The sequence below is a fragment of the Mesorhizobium sp. WSM4814 genome (assembly GCF_055811595.1).
This window is the reverse complement of record NZ_JBVVQT010000003.1, coordinates 342,798-358,299: the sequence shown is the minus strand read 5'-3', so window position 1 is coordinate 358,299 and position 15,502 is coordinate 342,798. Positions and strand designations below refer to the sequence as shown.

The window sequence follows — 15,502 nt, the reverse complement described above, 5'->3', positions numbered from 1 at the left end:
CTATGTGGACGCCTGCTTCGACTGGACGAAATTGGCAATTTGGGCGATGGAGTTCAGGTTCTCCGGCACGAGTTCGTCAGGGGCGATTTCGATACCGCAGGATTTTTCCAGGTAGGCAACGAGCTTAAGCGTCGCCAGCGAGTCGAGAATGCCGTCCGTTATCAGCTCCGTTGAATCCGTCAGATTCTCCGGCCTTTCACCGGGCAGGAACTCATTCAATATGAAATCCCTGGCCATCGTCCTGATCTGGATCGCGTTCATCGGTCCTCCTTTGGCGGAGCAACCGCCAGGTTCAGGGGAATTAGATCCTGGTGTTGCTGCAGGACCTCGTAAAGTTTTTCCGCGATGAGCCTATGGCCGGTGGCGTTTGGGTGTTTGTCCCAAGGTGCCACAAGAAGGGTCCGCCAATCATACCCGTCATACACACCGGAAAGATCGAGAACGTTGAATCCAGCCTCGGCAGCGAGGCGCCTCTCCAGCTCGGGACTGGTCCCCTCGTCCGGCCTGGGAAGATAGATCCAAGAGACCCCAACACCTTCTCGCTTCGCGGTTTCGACGATTCGAGAATAGATCACACGCAGAAGTCTTTCCTCATAGCGCTTGAGCTCTCTTGTAAGCACGTCGGGGTCGGTGCTGGTATCTATTCCGCTTTCGCGTACAATGTCGCGCACAAAGTCGTAGCGATATGCGGAGCCATTCTGGATTGCTTTCACGACCTTCTCTATCATCCGCGGAACAAGCCCGCTGTGCTCAAAGTAGAAAATGTAATTTGGTTTGAATGAAAGCACCCGATCCTCGATGATGGCCAGTATGTCCAGGCTGGAATAATCCCCGATGGCAAAGTTCAACACGTCGTAGTGTCGATACCCGCTGTCGGCCGCCTGTTCATTCAGCCGCTGCTCCAGCAGGCCCTCGAAAGTCTCCTCATCCGCGACGCCCGCACCGAAGACGTGCGAAGAGCCGACGATTGCTATTCGCAGGGTGCCGGGAGAAGGAAGCTTTTCGTAGTCCTTATCGCGCATGCCCCAGCGGTTGATGTGGACCCGCGTTCCCTTAAAGTCTGCCTGGGAGATTGGACGCAGATAGGTCGTGGGAAGCGCACCCGTGAACTCGATCAGCGGCGACTCGTTTAACCCTTCCCATCCGTCGGGTGGTCGTTGGCCATAGACAATCCACAGTTCCGGGTTAAATGCGCCGACATTGACGAGGTTCTCGTAGTAGCCGCGCTCCAGGTTCGCATTGTCACGGCTATTCAGCTTCGGCGTTCTAATATCGGCCATTGCGGTGCTGACCGTCTCGCCGAGGCGATCGTGAACCACGGGGAGCGAGATGCAAACCGCGATCAACCCGCAGACACCGACCGACGCAACCGACCGTCGGAAACTGTACTGGCGGTCAGCGCCGCCGCGCGCGAGCCCAAGCGCAGGAATGCCAACGATAGCTGCCACCGCGACGAGTACGAGGGCGGGCGTCGTTATGCCAGGGTCTTTCACGCCCACAGTGTCGAAGACCGAGAACCATTGCGGGACCGAGCTCGCGCTCCAAAAGGACCAAAGGAGGCAGATGACGACGAATACGCCAATAGTCCGGCCCGCAGTTTGCAGCGCACCGTTCCAGCTGAGCGCCCCGCCACGCAGGCGCCGCGTGCGACCGTGCCGCATTTCATAGAGGGCATTGATCGTCACAAGCACGGCCAGGATCATCCAGAAGAGGAAGTCGTTCCAGGTGAATACCCAGGTGCCACGTAGCCAGAACCACTGATAGTTGTGCAGCAGCCAAGTCGCGACGAACGCCAGGAGGGTCGCGCTGACCAGCGCTACGCTCTCTCCCCAGCGTCGAAAACGAAAATACAATGGATAGTATACAATTTTCATTATGAAATCCTTCCAGTATATATTTATTCGACGCCAGAAATCTGTGAAACTTGAGGAAAGAAAGTACAGATTGTGGGTTTCTGGAAGATTAAATCCAAATAAATGCAAAATTCCGGTGATTATGTGAAAAGTTCCTGAAACCTTCAGGTAAAGCAAAAATGGCCATATGATAAATTGTAAAAGCTCAATCTGATTGTGTACGTCCGCAGCATCGATCACAAACCGCTGGTATATGATACGGTAGCATATCAAATGGACAGCGCCGCGGAACATCCACTGAATGCCCGTTTGATAGATGTAGTGCCGGTCAGCATTGTAGTAGCTGCTACGGAAAGTTCTAAAATCTACGACCGGAAAGAGCGGGAAGCACACGTTCGGCAACATGAAAAAATACGCGAGACGTTCCGAAACCGTCGCCATCCTCTGGTCACGCCGCATTTCATACGCATAGACAATGAGACGGAACATGAACATGGAAGCGAGCACGGGCCAGACGGCGCGCGTCCAGGGAGTCGCAATCCAGTCCATTCGTGCGGCGGCGAGCCCGCAGCCGGCGCCAACCAGCGCCAGCACTCTCCATCCAAAAGCGATGGGTAGGTGGACAATTCCGATCAGTACGAGCCCAATGGCGGCGATCCAGGCGGCATCGATGAAACCCTCAAATCTCCAATGGTGCCAGTTGGGCCCAAGGTTCGCGAAGACTGCGGCGATAGCCGCGAACGAGAGCAGCACGAAAAACGGCAGCCGGTAACGCTGTGGCAGGAAGTAGTGCACGCACCAGCCGGCGAGGGCAACGAGCAGGACGCGGACAAGCGCATTAGTCTCGAGCCTGAGGAGATAGACCAGCGCGATGAAGAGGGCCAGCTGGCCGGCTATGGCGAACCAAGCCAGGATGCTTCTCGACTCAGTCTCCGTAGGATCCGCCGACCAGGGAAGAGACAATGTCTTGGCCCAATGCACGCTGGCGCGCCTCAACCAGCTGCCGGCGGACATCGACAAGAAGTAGCTTTGGGGCACGCGAAAGATCCGCAAGCTGCTGGTCCCCCCTCCCATGGCCCCATCTCCTGACGGGTAAGCGCCCGGTCTTGGAGCGTTGCCTTGACTTCTTTGAACGAGTCCGGTTCCGCGCAAACGCAGAAGTTCCAGTACATAAGTTTATCACGACAAAATCACTCCGCTGTGCCCGAGGTAACAGCGACCCGTCTCTAAGTCGCTTAAATCCAGCCAGCTAAATCTGACCGATTGAAAGCCGATTCCGAATGGGATCGAACTGCCCCGCAATCCGCGCCGCGAGCCGAACGCCGATGGCAGTCGACGCTCTATCTGCCTTGGTCATCTTTAGTCCGGAACGCTCGGGCACATGATCGACGAGTTCGCGGCACTTCCCGCCGAGGCAAAGGCGCAACTCACCATACTGGCGATGGCCAATGCCGCGCCACTCTCGAGGAACAGGCGGCCCGGTTGGGCCTTTCCAGCAGGGTCACTTTCGCTGGCTCGGTCGAAAATGTCTTTCCATCCCTGTGGGAGGCTGAATTCAATCTTTCCACCTCGGTGTCGGAAGGTATGTCAAAGTCAAACGCCCCTGAAAACAGCCTCTATTCCTTGAGATCGTTAAATACAATTCGGCCGAGGAGGCAATTGTTGCCTACGTGCTGGTGTGATACTTTACTTGATGGGACAACTTGCCGTTGATAGCAACGGACCTGCTAAATGTTGATTGGCACACTAACTTTGCACACCGGTTACAACGAGGGGGCGCAGCTTCAGAGCCTCGCCCTCCAACGCTGCATTTCGGACCTGCGTCCCGGCTCGCCGGCGGAGATCGTGGACCACCGCTATCCAAGACGACTGGAGACTGGCTATGGGCCGGCGACAAACGCACGCCAGCGAACGCTTGCCGCCTTCGCCGATGGACTGCTGCTCAGCCCTAAGAGGTTCTACTCGGAGGATAGGTCACCTACGTTTCGCTACGTAAGCGACCGCTATGATGCGGTTGTGGTGGGTAGCGATGAGGTTTGGAAGATCGACTACGTCTCCCGTCTCGGTGGGCTGATCAAGCTTCAGACCAACCCACTATGTCCCCCATTTCCCAATGTCTACTGGCCAGAAGTGGCGTGCTCGAAGATAGCATATGCGGCGAGCACCGGCAGCAGCACCAAATGGACCGAAATGCCGCGCCGCAATCGATACTTGATGGCCAAATGCCTGAACGAATTTGTCGCGATCGGCGTGCGGGACGAGCGGACACGAGAGATGGTCCTCTGGGCAGATCCAAGCCTCGCGGATCGTGTGACATTGACCCCAGACCCGACAGTCACTCACGATCTAACTTCGAATGCCACTCATGAAAGCCTGCGCGTAAAGCTGGCTTCCTGGGGCGTGGATTTCAATCGGCCCCGGGCGTTGGTGATAGCCGGCCAGCACGAGCTCTATGCAGAGGCTACGACCTCTCTGCGGGCGCGCGGCGTGCAGATTGTATCGGTATCGGATCGCAATCACCTCGCAGACATCGATCTCACCGAAAAGCCTATAGATCCCCTCGAGTGGGCAAATCTGGCATCACAATTCTCCTACTGCTTGTCAGAGCGCATGCATGGGGCACTATTTGCTCTGCGGAACCGGTGCCCGTTAATTTGCCTGGACAGTCGGCGGCCCGCCATCGGCTTCCCCACTAAGAATGAAGCTTTGATGACGCTGATGGGCATTCCCTCTCAGTACGTGTGTATTCACCGCAAGGGTGCCAGGGACAATTTGCTGGACATGTGCGAAAATCTCGGAAAACTTGTTCACGACTACATGAAGATAGACAACCGACTCCGGGAACTAGCTGAGATTGGCCGTACGTTTCTGGACAGGGCCCTGCCTGCGGCCAAGTGAAAAACAAATTAAGATGTTATAAAAATGCTTCGAAAACTGCAAATTCTTCTGTCTGCTCAAGCGAAGGTAATCATCTCCTACGTATATGACGTTGGAAATTACCTACGTTACAACGGGGATTCGCTGCTGGTTCCCAAGAAAGAGCGGCTATATTACCGAATAATCGTGGACGCTCACTCGATTGAGAAGGGCCTTTCTCTAAAGGACAGGAGGCCCGGTTTTGGCCAGGAAAAAATCAAGCGACTTATGAATGAGGTGTCCTCCTACGACACCTCGCTAGGGGCGTTTCCGCTTGAAATGGCAGTCGGCGCACTTCGCGCCTATGTTGACCTTCATCCACCAGGAGAGCCTGAGCAGCCCTTTGTTGAGAAAGTTCGTCAATTCGTCGAGCGTTTCAATGGGCTTGATGGAGGCGCCTTCACCGGCGGGGTTCAAAGCGCCGTTCTGCCAATTGGGGGGCCAGCCCTCACACTCCTGGAAGGACTTCAGTGTCGTCGCTCGGTTAGATACTTTGACGAACAATTAATAGATCGCACCACATTGCTGGAGTTGGTACGCTTGGCCCAAGGTGCGCCATCCCAATGCAACAGGCAGGCGACAAGAGTATACCTCTACCAGGGCCGTCATCAAATCGATCAGATACTCGCCCTGCAGGGCGGGGCGCGAGGCTTTTCACAGTCCATATCAAACCTGGCCATTGTCACGTCAGACACAAGGGCCTGGCGAGGAAGCAATCAACGAAACCAGATTTATGTCGATGGTGCGCTGTTCCTAATGCATTTCCTGTTGGCCGCGGAGGCACTTCGGCTCGTGGCTTGCCCACTCAATCTTGCGGTCGATAGTCGAGTTGAACGGCAAATTCGTGACGTAGGTCGAATTCGAGCAGGCGAGAGATTGATTGCATGCGTCGCCCTTGGCCCTATGGCAGGTACTGCCATCAGATTTGCCAGGTCGCCGCGCAGGCCGATTGATGAGGTGGTCTCGTTTGTAACCGAGGAGTAAGTCTCTGCTGGCACTTGCAGAGCGATCGAACCAAGCTGGCTTCTCGGGGAAGGGACAACGTCTCGATCGACTGCCCGCTCGCGCGCCCCCAACCAGCTGCCGCCGCACATCGACAATAAGTAACGTGGAGCACGCGAAAAATCCGCAAGCTGCGGGTCCGGCCCCTCCCATAAGTCCCTTAAAGCATTGCCTCCACTACTTTTTTGAACGAGTCCGGTTCCGATCCGATTTCGCGCAAACGCGGTGAGGCAGAAATATTGGTACAAGGTATACCACAAAATAATCACTCCGCTGTGCCCGGGGTAACAGCGGCAGTTCTCCGAGACGTTTAAATCCAGCAAGTTAGATCTGATCGACTGGAAGCCGTTGGAATAACCCTCCTTACGGACTGCAAGTGCCATGGCCCAAGAAGGAAGGGCACACTTAGGATTCGGGGTTCATCTCCATACGGCATGCACCCACCGAGGCGTGGCATGTCACTCCAATGCAGTAGCACCGATATCGGGACGCATGGACCAAAAGCGCGGCTGGGCGTGGGAACGCACCCAACGGATGGATTCAGCGCGATCGGTGCGGCGATATGAAAGTACAGGACGCGGAAGGCAAGATTGACTTGGGGCGTCGACTGCGTATCGCTCATGTCATCACTCGTCTCATCAATGGCGGTGCTGATGAGAATACTGTCCATTCCTGCAATTGGGCCGCGCAAGGGGGGCATGATGTTGTCCTGCTACATGGCGAGACGGTCCAGCCGGAAATCATAGCTAAAGTGGACCCCCGGGTGGAACTCATTGGCGTCCCGGGCCTGACTCGGTCCATTTCGCCTGTCTCCGACATGCGGGCATTGTTGGCGCTCACCCGGAGATTCCGCGCGTTGAATGCCGACATCGTGCATACGCACACCAGCAAGGCAGGCATTCTCGGGCGGCTCGCCGCATGGGCGGCGGGCGTTCCAGCGATCGTTCATGGCGTGCATATCGTGCCTTTTGTCAATGTCGGCGTCGCCGAGCGGTTTGTCTATCTCGCATTGGAAAAGCTTGCAGCACCAGTCACCAGTGCGTTCATTAGCGTGGGCGAGGGCGTCCGTGACTTATATTTGAGCGCAGGAGTGGGACATCCAGACAAACATTATGTCGTCCATTCCGGATTCGACCTTGATCGTTTCCGCAACGCCCGTCCGCCCGACGATTGGCGCGATTTGCTACGCTTGACACCGGACGCGCCGCACCCGCCTGTGCTCTTGATGATTGCGGCATTCGAGCAACGCAAGCGACACGCGGAATTTCTAGAGGTTTTCAAGAAAATCGCCGCGCGCTTACCCGACACGGTACTTGTGCTCGCAGGCGATGGGCCGCTTCGTTCGATCGCCGAATTGCAAGTCAACCGGCTGGGGCTCCAACGCCGCGTGGTCTTTGCCGGTTATCGCGACGACCCCGAGCGGCTGATCGCACTCGCGGATCTCTGCCTGCTCTGTTCCATGCGGGAGGGATTGCCCCGCGTGCTCATGCAATATCTCGCCGGCGGCAAGCCCTGCGTCGCTTGCGATCTGCCAGGTCTTCGCGAAGTGCTCCGTCCTGGCACCAATAGCGTGATCACACCCCCGGACGACTTGAGCGCCATGGCCGACGCCACGGCCGCCCTCCTGGAGGATCGCGAAAAACTGGCTTGCCTCGCCCAAGGTGCCGCAGCGACGGACCTCTCGAACTGGGACGCCAATCGCATGGGCAAGCGGATCGACTCCATTTACCGCCAGGCTCTCAACCAGCATCTGGCGAGCAAGGGAGCGTCGACTAGGCCTCCTGTTCGAAATCTGGCGCTTCCGCGATGAAGTGCCCTACAGAGATCGGGCAGATTGCCGGATTTGTTGGCGGCAAATTCGGCGGATTGATATGATTGTAGCAGAAATTCCCGCCGCTAATCCGATGAAGACGCCGCGAGCCGAAGCTCTTCCCAGCACACGTGTTCTGCTCGTGCTCCCAACCTATTTTCCTGAGTCATATGGCGGCGGCGAACAACAGGCGCGGCGATTTGCTCGGGTGCTGATCGAAAGCGGCGTTTCCGCAACCATTCTGGCACCCAGACTGTCGCACTCGACCCCGAAACGGTCCGCCATCGACGGGGTGCCCATCCATCGCCTTCGTTTGCGCGCGGCTCCGTATTTGGGCGGGCGGCATATGCTGTCGTTCCTGTCGTGGTGTGTCCAGGTTATGATCTGGATGCTGCGCCGTCGCGACGAATTCGATGTCGTCCATATCATCCATGCCCGACTTCACGCTGTTCCGGCGGCATTGGCAGGGGCCCTCCTGCGCAAACCGGTTCTCGCAAAATTGGGCCGGGGCGGACGGTGTTTCGATCTCGACTCTGTGCGCGAAAAGAAAATCATCGGTCGCTGGGCGTCCGCCTTGATTAAACGTCACGTCACGGCCTTCATCGCCAATAGCCGCCAAATCGCTAGTGATCTGAAGAGACATGGCATCGGCGCGGATCGCATTCATATGATTCCGAATGGGATCGATCTGCCCCGCAAGCCGCGCCGCGAGCCGAACGCCGATGGCAGCCGACGCTTTATCTGCCTTGGCCGCCTCGATCCGGAAAAATGCCTCGAGCACATGATCGATGCGTTCGCGGCACTTCCCGCCGACGCAAAGGCGCAACTCACCATCCTGGGCGATGGCCAGTGCCGCGCCGCGCTCGAGGAACAGGCGGCCCGGTTGGGCCTTTCCGGCAGGGTCATATTCGCCGGCGCGGTCGAAGATGTCTTTCCTTTTCTGTGGGACGCAGATTTCTATCTTTCCACCTCGGTGTCGGAAGGCATGTCAAACGCCCTGCTCGAGGCCATGAGCTGCGGCGTGGTGCCGATAGTCACCGATGTCAGCGGTGCGTCCGACATTGTGGAGCATGAGTGCAGCGGCTTTGTGGCTCGCTCGCATGTTGAGTATTGCGGACTCCTTCGTCGCGCACTCGGCCTATCGAAGGCCAAGCGCGATGACATGGGAGAGCAAGCAGTGAACACCATCGCAATGCGCTTCAGCATGGAGAGGGCTGCCCAAGGGCAAATGAAGCTCTACGCGGCTCTTCTCAAGGAAGGGACCTCTTCGCTCCGCGTCCAGAGTGTGAATCGCACATGAAGCTCATCCATTGCGCGCGGCAGCGGCATCCGCCGCTTGTTGTTGAAGGCAACAAGACCGGGTTCAGTGAGCGGCTGCCGCCTCTGCGTTTGAATGGGGGCAAGGAGCTGCCGCCGAGGGAACAAACCAGATGAGGATCATCCTCCAATATTGGTACCCCAAGCGGGAACAACACCGGACTACCACCGCTATCTATCGGTTTGACGGGATGTTTTCGGGCGTAGCGCTGGTGAGCTGCGAATGCCATCATGAAGTGGCTTAGGCGCAGATGGACCTCCGGCTGAAGCGTGTTTTCAAACGGATGGCGTCCATAGCGCGTCGGCGATTGCCGTTTCTGTCGTTGGCGCTTGAGATGGTGCGCGCCACTGGGATGCACAGGATGCTTGTCGTTGCATTGAGCCGTCTCAAGTAGTTGAGCGCCTTGTTCTCAAGTCAGGGTGGTAGGCGCGTGAACGAAAACCGGAATTTGACACGCGAGGCTGCCCGGGGACTTTCCTGGTCGGGCACAACTCTGCTGGCCCGAATCTTATTGCATGTCCTGGTCACGGCCGTTCTCGCGCGCCTGCTCTCCCCCCGAGAGTACGGCATTGTCGGCGCTGCGATGATCATAGCAGCCATCGGCAATAACCTTGCCAATCTCGGCATGTCGCAAGTCGTGGTCCAGCGACGGGACATCGAGGAGCGCCATGTCGGAACCGTAGTTTCCTTGTCCATGATGATGGCTGCCGTTCTCGGCTTGCTTCAATGGGTGTTTGCACGGCAGATTGCCGATTTTCTTCGTGTGCCGGAATTGGTCCTCGTTTCGCGCGTCCTTGCGGTGATGATGGTCGCGAACGCGTTCAATCTGACCACCGAGGCCCTTCTGTCGCGGCACCTGAAATTCAAAATATCCTCCATGGCGAGGCTGGTCGCATGGATTGCTTCCCACGTCGGCCTGGCCATTCCGCTTGCCTATTTTGGGCTCAGCTATTGGGCCTTGGTGGTCGCGTACATGGCCGAGGCGTTCATCCTGGCCAGCATCTATTTTTTCATTGCCAGGGACTATCTCGTGAGTCCCCGTTTCGACATGCAGTCCTACCGCGATATCCGCAGCCAGAGCCTGGGCTATTCGCTGGCCGGTATATCGAGCTTCACTGCCAAATATATAGACAATATAATTGTGGCACGGTTGATCGGTACTGCAGAGCTTGGCATTTACTCGCGAGCATATTATCTGATCGCAATGCCGGCAAATCTGTTCGGCAATCTGAACAAGAGCGTCGTTTTCCCACTTCTGTCGAAGGTTCATCACGACAAGGCGCGACTACGCAGCGCTCAGCTCAAGGCGTATGCTTTGACTGCTGCGCTCTCTATACCTACCAGTGCGTTTCTATGCTGTTTTGCAAAAGAGGTTGTGTTGACTGTCCTCGGCGAAAAGTGGATGGATGCCGTCGTTCCTATTACCGCGTTCTCTGTAGTAATGTATTTCCGCCTAGGTTATAGAGTTTCCGGAGCCGTGATGCTTGCGACAGGCCAAAGTTACCAAACAGCCTTCATGGCGTTCGTTTATATGTCACTTGTCGCTTCGTTCGCATTGCTCTCAGCGCCCTACGGCGTGAACGCGGTGGCCTTTGCAGTGTCCGGCGCCATCGCGACGAGTTTCATCCTTTATGCGGCGGTTGGTTGTCGGATGACAGGATTATCAGCTCTGGATTTCGCGCTCGTCCATGTGCCGCCTGTCGCATTCGCCGCTGCGGTGTTCGCCACCGGCTCGGCAGTCAAAATGCTGCTTGCCGGATCGCCCGACTATCTTGTGCTCGCGACCGGGCTTTTCGTTACAGGGACATTGTCCGTTGTCACTGTCTATCTGAGAGCGTCGCTCCTCTTCGGGAAATATGGCGCGGAAGTTCTGCAAACGCTAACATCCAAGCAAACAAACCGAATGCATTAGATTTGCATAGCCCCACAATACCTGCGCTCTCGGCGTGTCTTGCGACAGACCATCAGAGGATATGGAATGCATCATGAAGGTACGGAGGCTTGACGATACAGTCGACGGAGTTCAGTCACGACGCCCCCTTACTGTAACCGGCTCAGGGGCGAGACCGTTTGTGAAGCCGGTGTCATGTATGCCGGCTATCAGGCAAGGAAATGCCAGATGAAGCTTATCCTCCACATTGGCACGAGCAAGACAGGAACAACTGCGCTACAATATTTCCTTTCCGCGAATGCAAAGAAGCTCCGCGAGAGAAGAATTTACTATGCTGCACCTCCAAGCCAGTTCAATTTCAACAGTGTTATCAACAGCTATTTGCTATCCGGCACGGACAACTTCCAGGCATTCTTCCTGCATCATCTGAGGGCGGCCGAACGAGACGGAGCGCACACGATCATTGCAAGTTCTGAAAACCTTTATTTGATCAGATACCTTGCGCGTTTCATGGCCAATAAATCCAGCGCCGACGCCCTATCACAGGAGCGCAATTTGATCGAACGGTTGCGTGCTTCCATTCCGGCGAAGATGGAATGCCGCGTGCTGTGTTATGTGAGAAGACCGGATCATTGGCTTGAGTCAATGTATAATCAGCACGTCAAGCGCGGTGTTCTGTTCACCGGAGATGTCATCGACTTTCTAAACACGATCGAGGATAGTTTGGATTATCGTCACTGCCTGTCCATCTGGCGCGAAGTCTTTGGAAGCAGCGCGTGTTTGGTACGCGTCTACGAGTCGGCGCTGCCGAATCTGATCGATGATTTCATGAAGAATGTCGTCGGGATCGAGTATCTCTCCGCATTCGTACGGCCCTATCGTCGGGCGAATGAACGCCTGAGCCGAGATGTCTTGGAGTATAAGCGCCTCAAAAACGAGCATATCCTGTTTTCTGAGCGGGTGCTGGAACGCAAGATCTATGCATTGGTTGATCGGAGAGTGACGAATCCCGACAATAATCACGAATACCTTTCACCCGATGAGAGGGCCGACCTCCTATCAAGGCTAGAACCAAGTATGAAGTTGCTACAGGCGGAGTTTTCTCTGCCCTCCTTTCCGCAACTCGATCTCGATGCGGCCAAGGCCACCTGGCAGCCCTACCCGGGACTTGCGCTCGAGAAGAGAAAGGAGATCGAATTCCACTACAACGCTGTTCAAGGTCGGATGGGCTTCCGTCTGGAGCGCATTCTGAGGCGATGGGCCTCCTTCACTCGCAGGCGATTGCCTTTTCTCTCATTGATATTCGACTTTGCGCGCGGCAGCGGCATACGCAGATTGCTGTTGGAGGCAACAAACCGATTTCAATGACCGGCTGCCGGGCGCTAAGGACTGGATACCGTGAACTTGTCTACGCCTATCCCGTGCCTGTTCCGGGCCAATCGGCAAACGCCGTAAACCGCACAAACTCAGAAATTATCAGCTCCATAATCGAACAATTCCGCAGTTGCGCGGGTGCCTGTCAAATCCGCTGTCGTGCTGAACAATCGATGCGGGCAACCGCTCGGGTGTTGACGTCTAGTGCGATGTGATCGGGTGCTTCATCCAACCTTATCCGCAGCTTTTCGCCAGTTGTGGCGTTTGTGTTCGTCGTCCGCTCCGTCCCAAATGATTTGACCTTAAACCGGATCCTTCCGTCCTCCGCTGCTGCTATGCCGAGCGCGTCGTAAAGGCTTTTTACAAAGGTATCCGGTGATTGGATCAAGTCCTCGAATCGAAGCAATAGCAAATCAGGCTTTCCCGAGGCTTTGAACATCAGGCTAGTCACATCATTGTACCATTTGATCGCGCGCGCCTCGCTAAGACCGCTGCGTATGAGCCCTTCGCACATCGGTAATGGATACCGCGTAAGCACAAGGTTCCGAGCTTCCATGAAGCCGCGCGCAATCGCGTCGTCGAATGCGATGTAGTAATCCATCACCTTCAAAAACGACGTAGCGCGCTTGGGACTTTTCGTTGCGCTCGCCGTGGCGGAGCGACACGGCAGTCGCTGCGCGCATATGCCGCCAGAGAAAGGGAACAGACGCCCAGTTGACGACCCCGCCAACATGGCACGCAGCCTTGCGCAGCTTGTAGAAACGTCCGAACACTCTCACATGCCATTCGTACTTGCGCATCAACACATCCGGCGAACTGCCGATGATATTCCAGACAATGCTTGACCCACCTCGGCCAAAGCAATTCAATAGAAGCGCATTGGGCGGAAGAGCTTTGCCCGGCCTGGTGGGAGGCGAAGCACCGATCCTGTCAGCGGTCTGCATCTGCTTTCTCCGTTATCGCATCAGGCGCGACCCACTTCCCTGGCTGTCGTTGAAAGGCTAAACTGAAACCTATGATATGCTGCGGAGCTTGTGAGGAGAAGCGCGATAGTAAGTAACGGGTGTCCATGCGGAGTCTCATCCCGAAACCAGCAATTATTGGCGCACGACAATGACCAACCGCCTTTCTCGCCGGGACCTGGCGCGGGCCGCATGCGCCGCCCTTGTGCTGGCGGCCTCCGGTCGCCCAGGACGGGATGCCCTCGCCGCCGGTCCGGCGCAAGGCTCGCAGCCGAAAACTCACTCCTGGCATCCTGGTCTGTTCCCGGAAATGATTGTGAAATCCTGGTTTCAGGAGGATCTGGCCGAAGGCGAAGTCTCCTCATGGCAATCCGGCGGCGTGAGACCGGTGGCTGCGGTGCAAGCCGAGCCTTCCCTGCGCCCGACAAAGCTTCCGAATAACGGCGGCGTTCTCTTCAAGAAGGGCACAAAACAGGCATTGACCTGGCCCGCCGAGAACGATGCCCCGTATCTTCACCGCTGGTGGTTGGTGATCGCCCGGTGCAATTCGGCGGTCAACGCCGACGCGAAAAACGTTTCCGTTGTTTGCGTCAATGGGGCGGAGGGTGGCCCGGTGCATCGCCAGCCGCGGATCTGTTTCAAGCCCTCGGCAGGCACATTCGTTTCGCAGCTCCATGACGGCAAGTATAAGAGTGAGGAGGGGCAATGCTCGACGGATTTTGACGACTGGAATGTCATGGTCGGGTACCGCCGCGGATTCGTGATGCAGGCTGTGGTGAATGGGGTCAAGACGGCCGGCCAGACGATTTATGCGTTGGCACCCAACCGTGTGAAATCGCAGAGCTTCATGGGCGATGTGAACGATCCGATGAGGGCCGATGTCGCGATCGACTGCGTCATCATCGGACAAAGCGAACTGAATGACTCGCAGGTCGACAAGCTGATGGGATGGGGCATGTGGCGCGTCGGCCGGCAATCCGCGCTAGCCGACGTTCATCCCTATCGCCAGAGCCCTCCTTCAGCCGTGGATGCGAATGACAAACCGGCACGTTATGAGTTCGATTCAGCCTCGTGGGCGTCGTGGGCGGCCATCGGCAATGAGCGATATGCTCATCGTGGTGAGGCGGCGCCCCCGATCCACGGTTACACAACGGTTTTTTTTGACGACTTCGATTCCAACACGGTAGTCGATGATTCCAAAGGCGCGCAAGGCAGCATCTGGTATGCGCCGACCCATCTGACGACCGTCGGTGTTGACGCCATTACCCAGCGGATCTCGGCGTCCCCCTCCTCCTATGTGCACGACGCCGCCAGCCAGACGCTGGCGCTCCGGCTCTTGCATAAGGGCCGTTGGAGAACAGGTGCGTTCTCTTCCGTGAACAATAATGGCCAAGGGCGGTGTTGGGGAAAGGGGATCTTTGAGATCCGCGCCAGACTGCCGAAGATCGCAGCGCCCCGCCCTGGATTTTTTCCTGCTTTTTGGGCGTATGGCAGGGAGCATCTATTCTGGCGGACACGCAATCGTCTTGAGACGGACTTTTGGGAGTATGACGGCCTCAATGGGGCCTATATCAACATCAGCCAGCACGTGCATAAACCCAGACTCGGCTATGCAGATCCACATATCACGCCACGCGACGTGCGCCGGAAAATTGCCGGCGATCAAGTCGATCCATCAAGTGGTTTTCCCAGCACGATCGACGTATACGATGGCGAATTTCATACTTGGTACGCGCAGATCGAAGATGATCATACTTATTTCGTGATCGACGGCTATGAAGTGGCGCGCGTTCCGACGACACCGGAACTCGCAGCGAAAAAATACATCATGGTGGATTTCGCTTACGATGAAAAAAAGGGGCGCGCTCAACCGGACCCGTCGCAGGCGTATGACATGGTCATTGACTATATAAGGGTCCGGCAGACGGAAACGGATCTGGCTAGGGTCCCGACGGGCTTCAGCGCATTGCCGGCCTTCTCGGGCCAGGCTTCACCGGGCCAGGCGCTGACCGTCGTACCGAACGTTATTGCGTCGCAAATAGAGTGTCTATGGTATCGTGACGGCGTTCCGATCGTGGGCGAAACCGGCACAAGCTATGAACTCAGCTCGCGGGATGTCGGGCATAAGATTCGCTGCCATGTTCGCGCGGTCTCTGTGCTCGACCAGCCAGAAGCCTGGACCCCGCAGAGCGAGACCGTCGGCTAGGTCATTGAGTGCGCGCCGTCAGGATGCGTCATCACTCTCCGTCGGACTGCCTGATGGGCTCTGCCACTAGTAATCCTACCCGCAACGAAACCGCAAGCGAGGAGAGTGAGTTTTCCCAACAGGCGGAAACCTCTTCGATATGCGATTGCCACAGCGGGCGGAACGATGGG

The 15,502-nt window shown here is 56.6% G+C and carries 11 protein-coding genes; 8 read left to right on the top strand and 3 right to left on the bottom strand.

All coding sequences use genetic code 11. The annotated features are described in order from the left end of the window. Both AC0L2V_RS08050 and AC0L2V_RS08045 read right to left on the bottom strand, forming a co-directional pair. Positions 1-261, bottom strand: coding sequence for an acyl carrier protein (locus tag AC0L2V_RS08050; RefSeq protein ID WP_292545968.1), 261 nt, complete (start codon positions 259-261; stop codon positions 1-3). Further along, positions 258-2,927: an SGNH/GDSL hydrolase family protein gene (locus AC0L2V_RS08045; RefSeq protein ID WP_473519844.1), complete on the bottom strand. Its 2,670-nt coding sequence runs from the start codon at positions 2,925-2,927 to the stop codon at positions 258-260. The genes AC0L2V_RS08050 and AC0L2V_RS08045 overlap by 4 nt, the downstream gene beginning before the upstream one ends. A 657-nt stretch (positions 2,928-3,584) precedes the next feature. Between AC0L2V_RS08045 and AC0L2V_RS08040 the strand changes: the two genes are divergently transcribed. The 7 genes from AC0L2V_RS08040 to AC0L2V_RS08010 all read left to right on the top strand — a co-directional run bounded on the left by AC0L2V_RS08040 (position 3,585) and on the right by AC0L2V_RS08010 (position 12,158). Next, a complete protein-coding gene (locus AC0L2V_RS08040) occupies positions 3,585-4,751 on the top strand; it encodes a polysaccharide pyruvyl transferase family protein (protein ID WP_091590114.1) in 1,167 nt (388 codons plus the stop codon). Positions 4,752-4,775: 24 nt separating this feature from the next. Next, the gene (locus AC0L2V_RS08035; RefSeq protein WP_473519843.1) at positions 4,776-5,753 is read left to right on the top strand and encodes a nitroreductase family protein; all 978 of its coding nucleotides are present in this window, start codon (positions 4,776-4,778) and stop codon (positions 5,751-5,753) included. A 580-nt stretch (positions 5,754-6,333) separates the two neighbouring features. Further along, positions 6,334-7,581, top strand: a complete 1,248-nt coding sequence (locus AC0L2V_RS08030) for a glycosyltransferase family 4 protein (protein ID WP_473519842.1) — start codon at positions 6,334-6,336, stop codon at positions 7,579-7,581. Positions 7,582-7,642: 61 nt separating this feature from the next. Continuing rightward, positions 7,643-8,881: a glycosyltransferase gene (locus AC0L2V_RS08025; protein WP_473519841.1), complete on the top strand. Its 1,239-nt coding sequence runs from the start codon at positions 7,643-7,645 to the stop codon at positions 8,879-8,881. Next, positions 8,878-9,015 (top strand): hypothetical protein, encoded by a 138-nt coding sequence (locus AC0L2V_RS08020; RefSeq protein ID WP_473519840.1) that lies wholly within the window; start codon positions 8,878-8,880, stop codon positions 9,013-9,015. The genes AC0L2V_RS08025 and AC0L2V_RS08020 overlap by 4 nt, the downstream gene beginning before the upstream one ends. A gap of 314 nt (positions 9,016-9,329) precedes the next feature. Next, positions 9,330-10,811, top strand: a complete 1,482-nt coding sequence (locus AC0L2V_RS08015; protein WP_473519839.1) for a lipopolysaccharide biosynthesis protein — start codon at positions 9,330-9,332, stop codon at positions 10,809-10,811. Positions 10,812-11,018: 207 nt separating this feature from the next. Next, entirely contained in the window at positions 11,019-12,158 is a 1,140-nt protein-coding gene (locus AC0L2V_RS08010; RefSeq protein WP_473519838.1) for a hypothetical protein, read from the top strand. 151 nt (positions 12,159-12,309) lie between these two features. Here the strand turns inward: AC0L2V_RS08010 and AC0L2V_RS08005 are convergent, their stop codons facing one another. Then, complete coding sequence (locus AC0L2V_RS08005) at positions 12,310-12,765, bottom strand: hypothetical protein (protein WP_473519837.1); 456 nt, start codon at positions 12,763-12,765, stop codon at positions 12,310-12,312. Positions 12,766-13,277: 512 nt separating this feature from the next. Here AC0L2V_RS08005 and AC0L2V_RS08000 point away from each other — a divergent pair. Further along, the gene (locus AC0L2V_RS08000) at positions 13,278-15,332 is read left to right on the top strand and encodes a hypothetical protein (RefSeq protein WP_473519836.1); all 2,055 of its coding nucleotides are present in this window, start codon (positions 13,278-13,280) and stop codon (positions 15,330-15,332) included. Positions 15,333-15,502 lie beyond the last annotated feature (170 nt).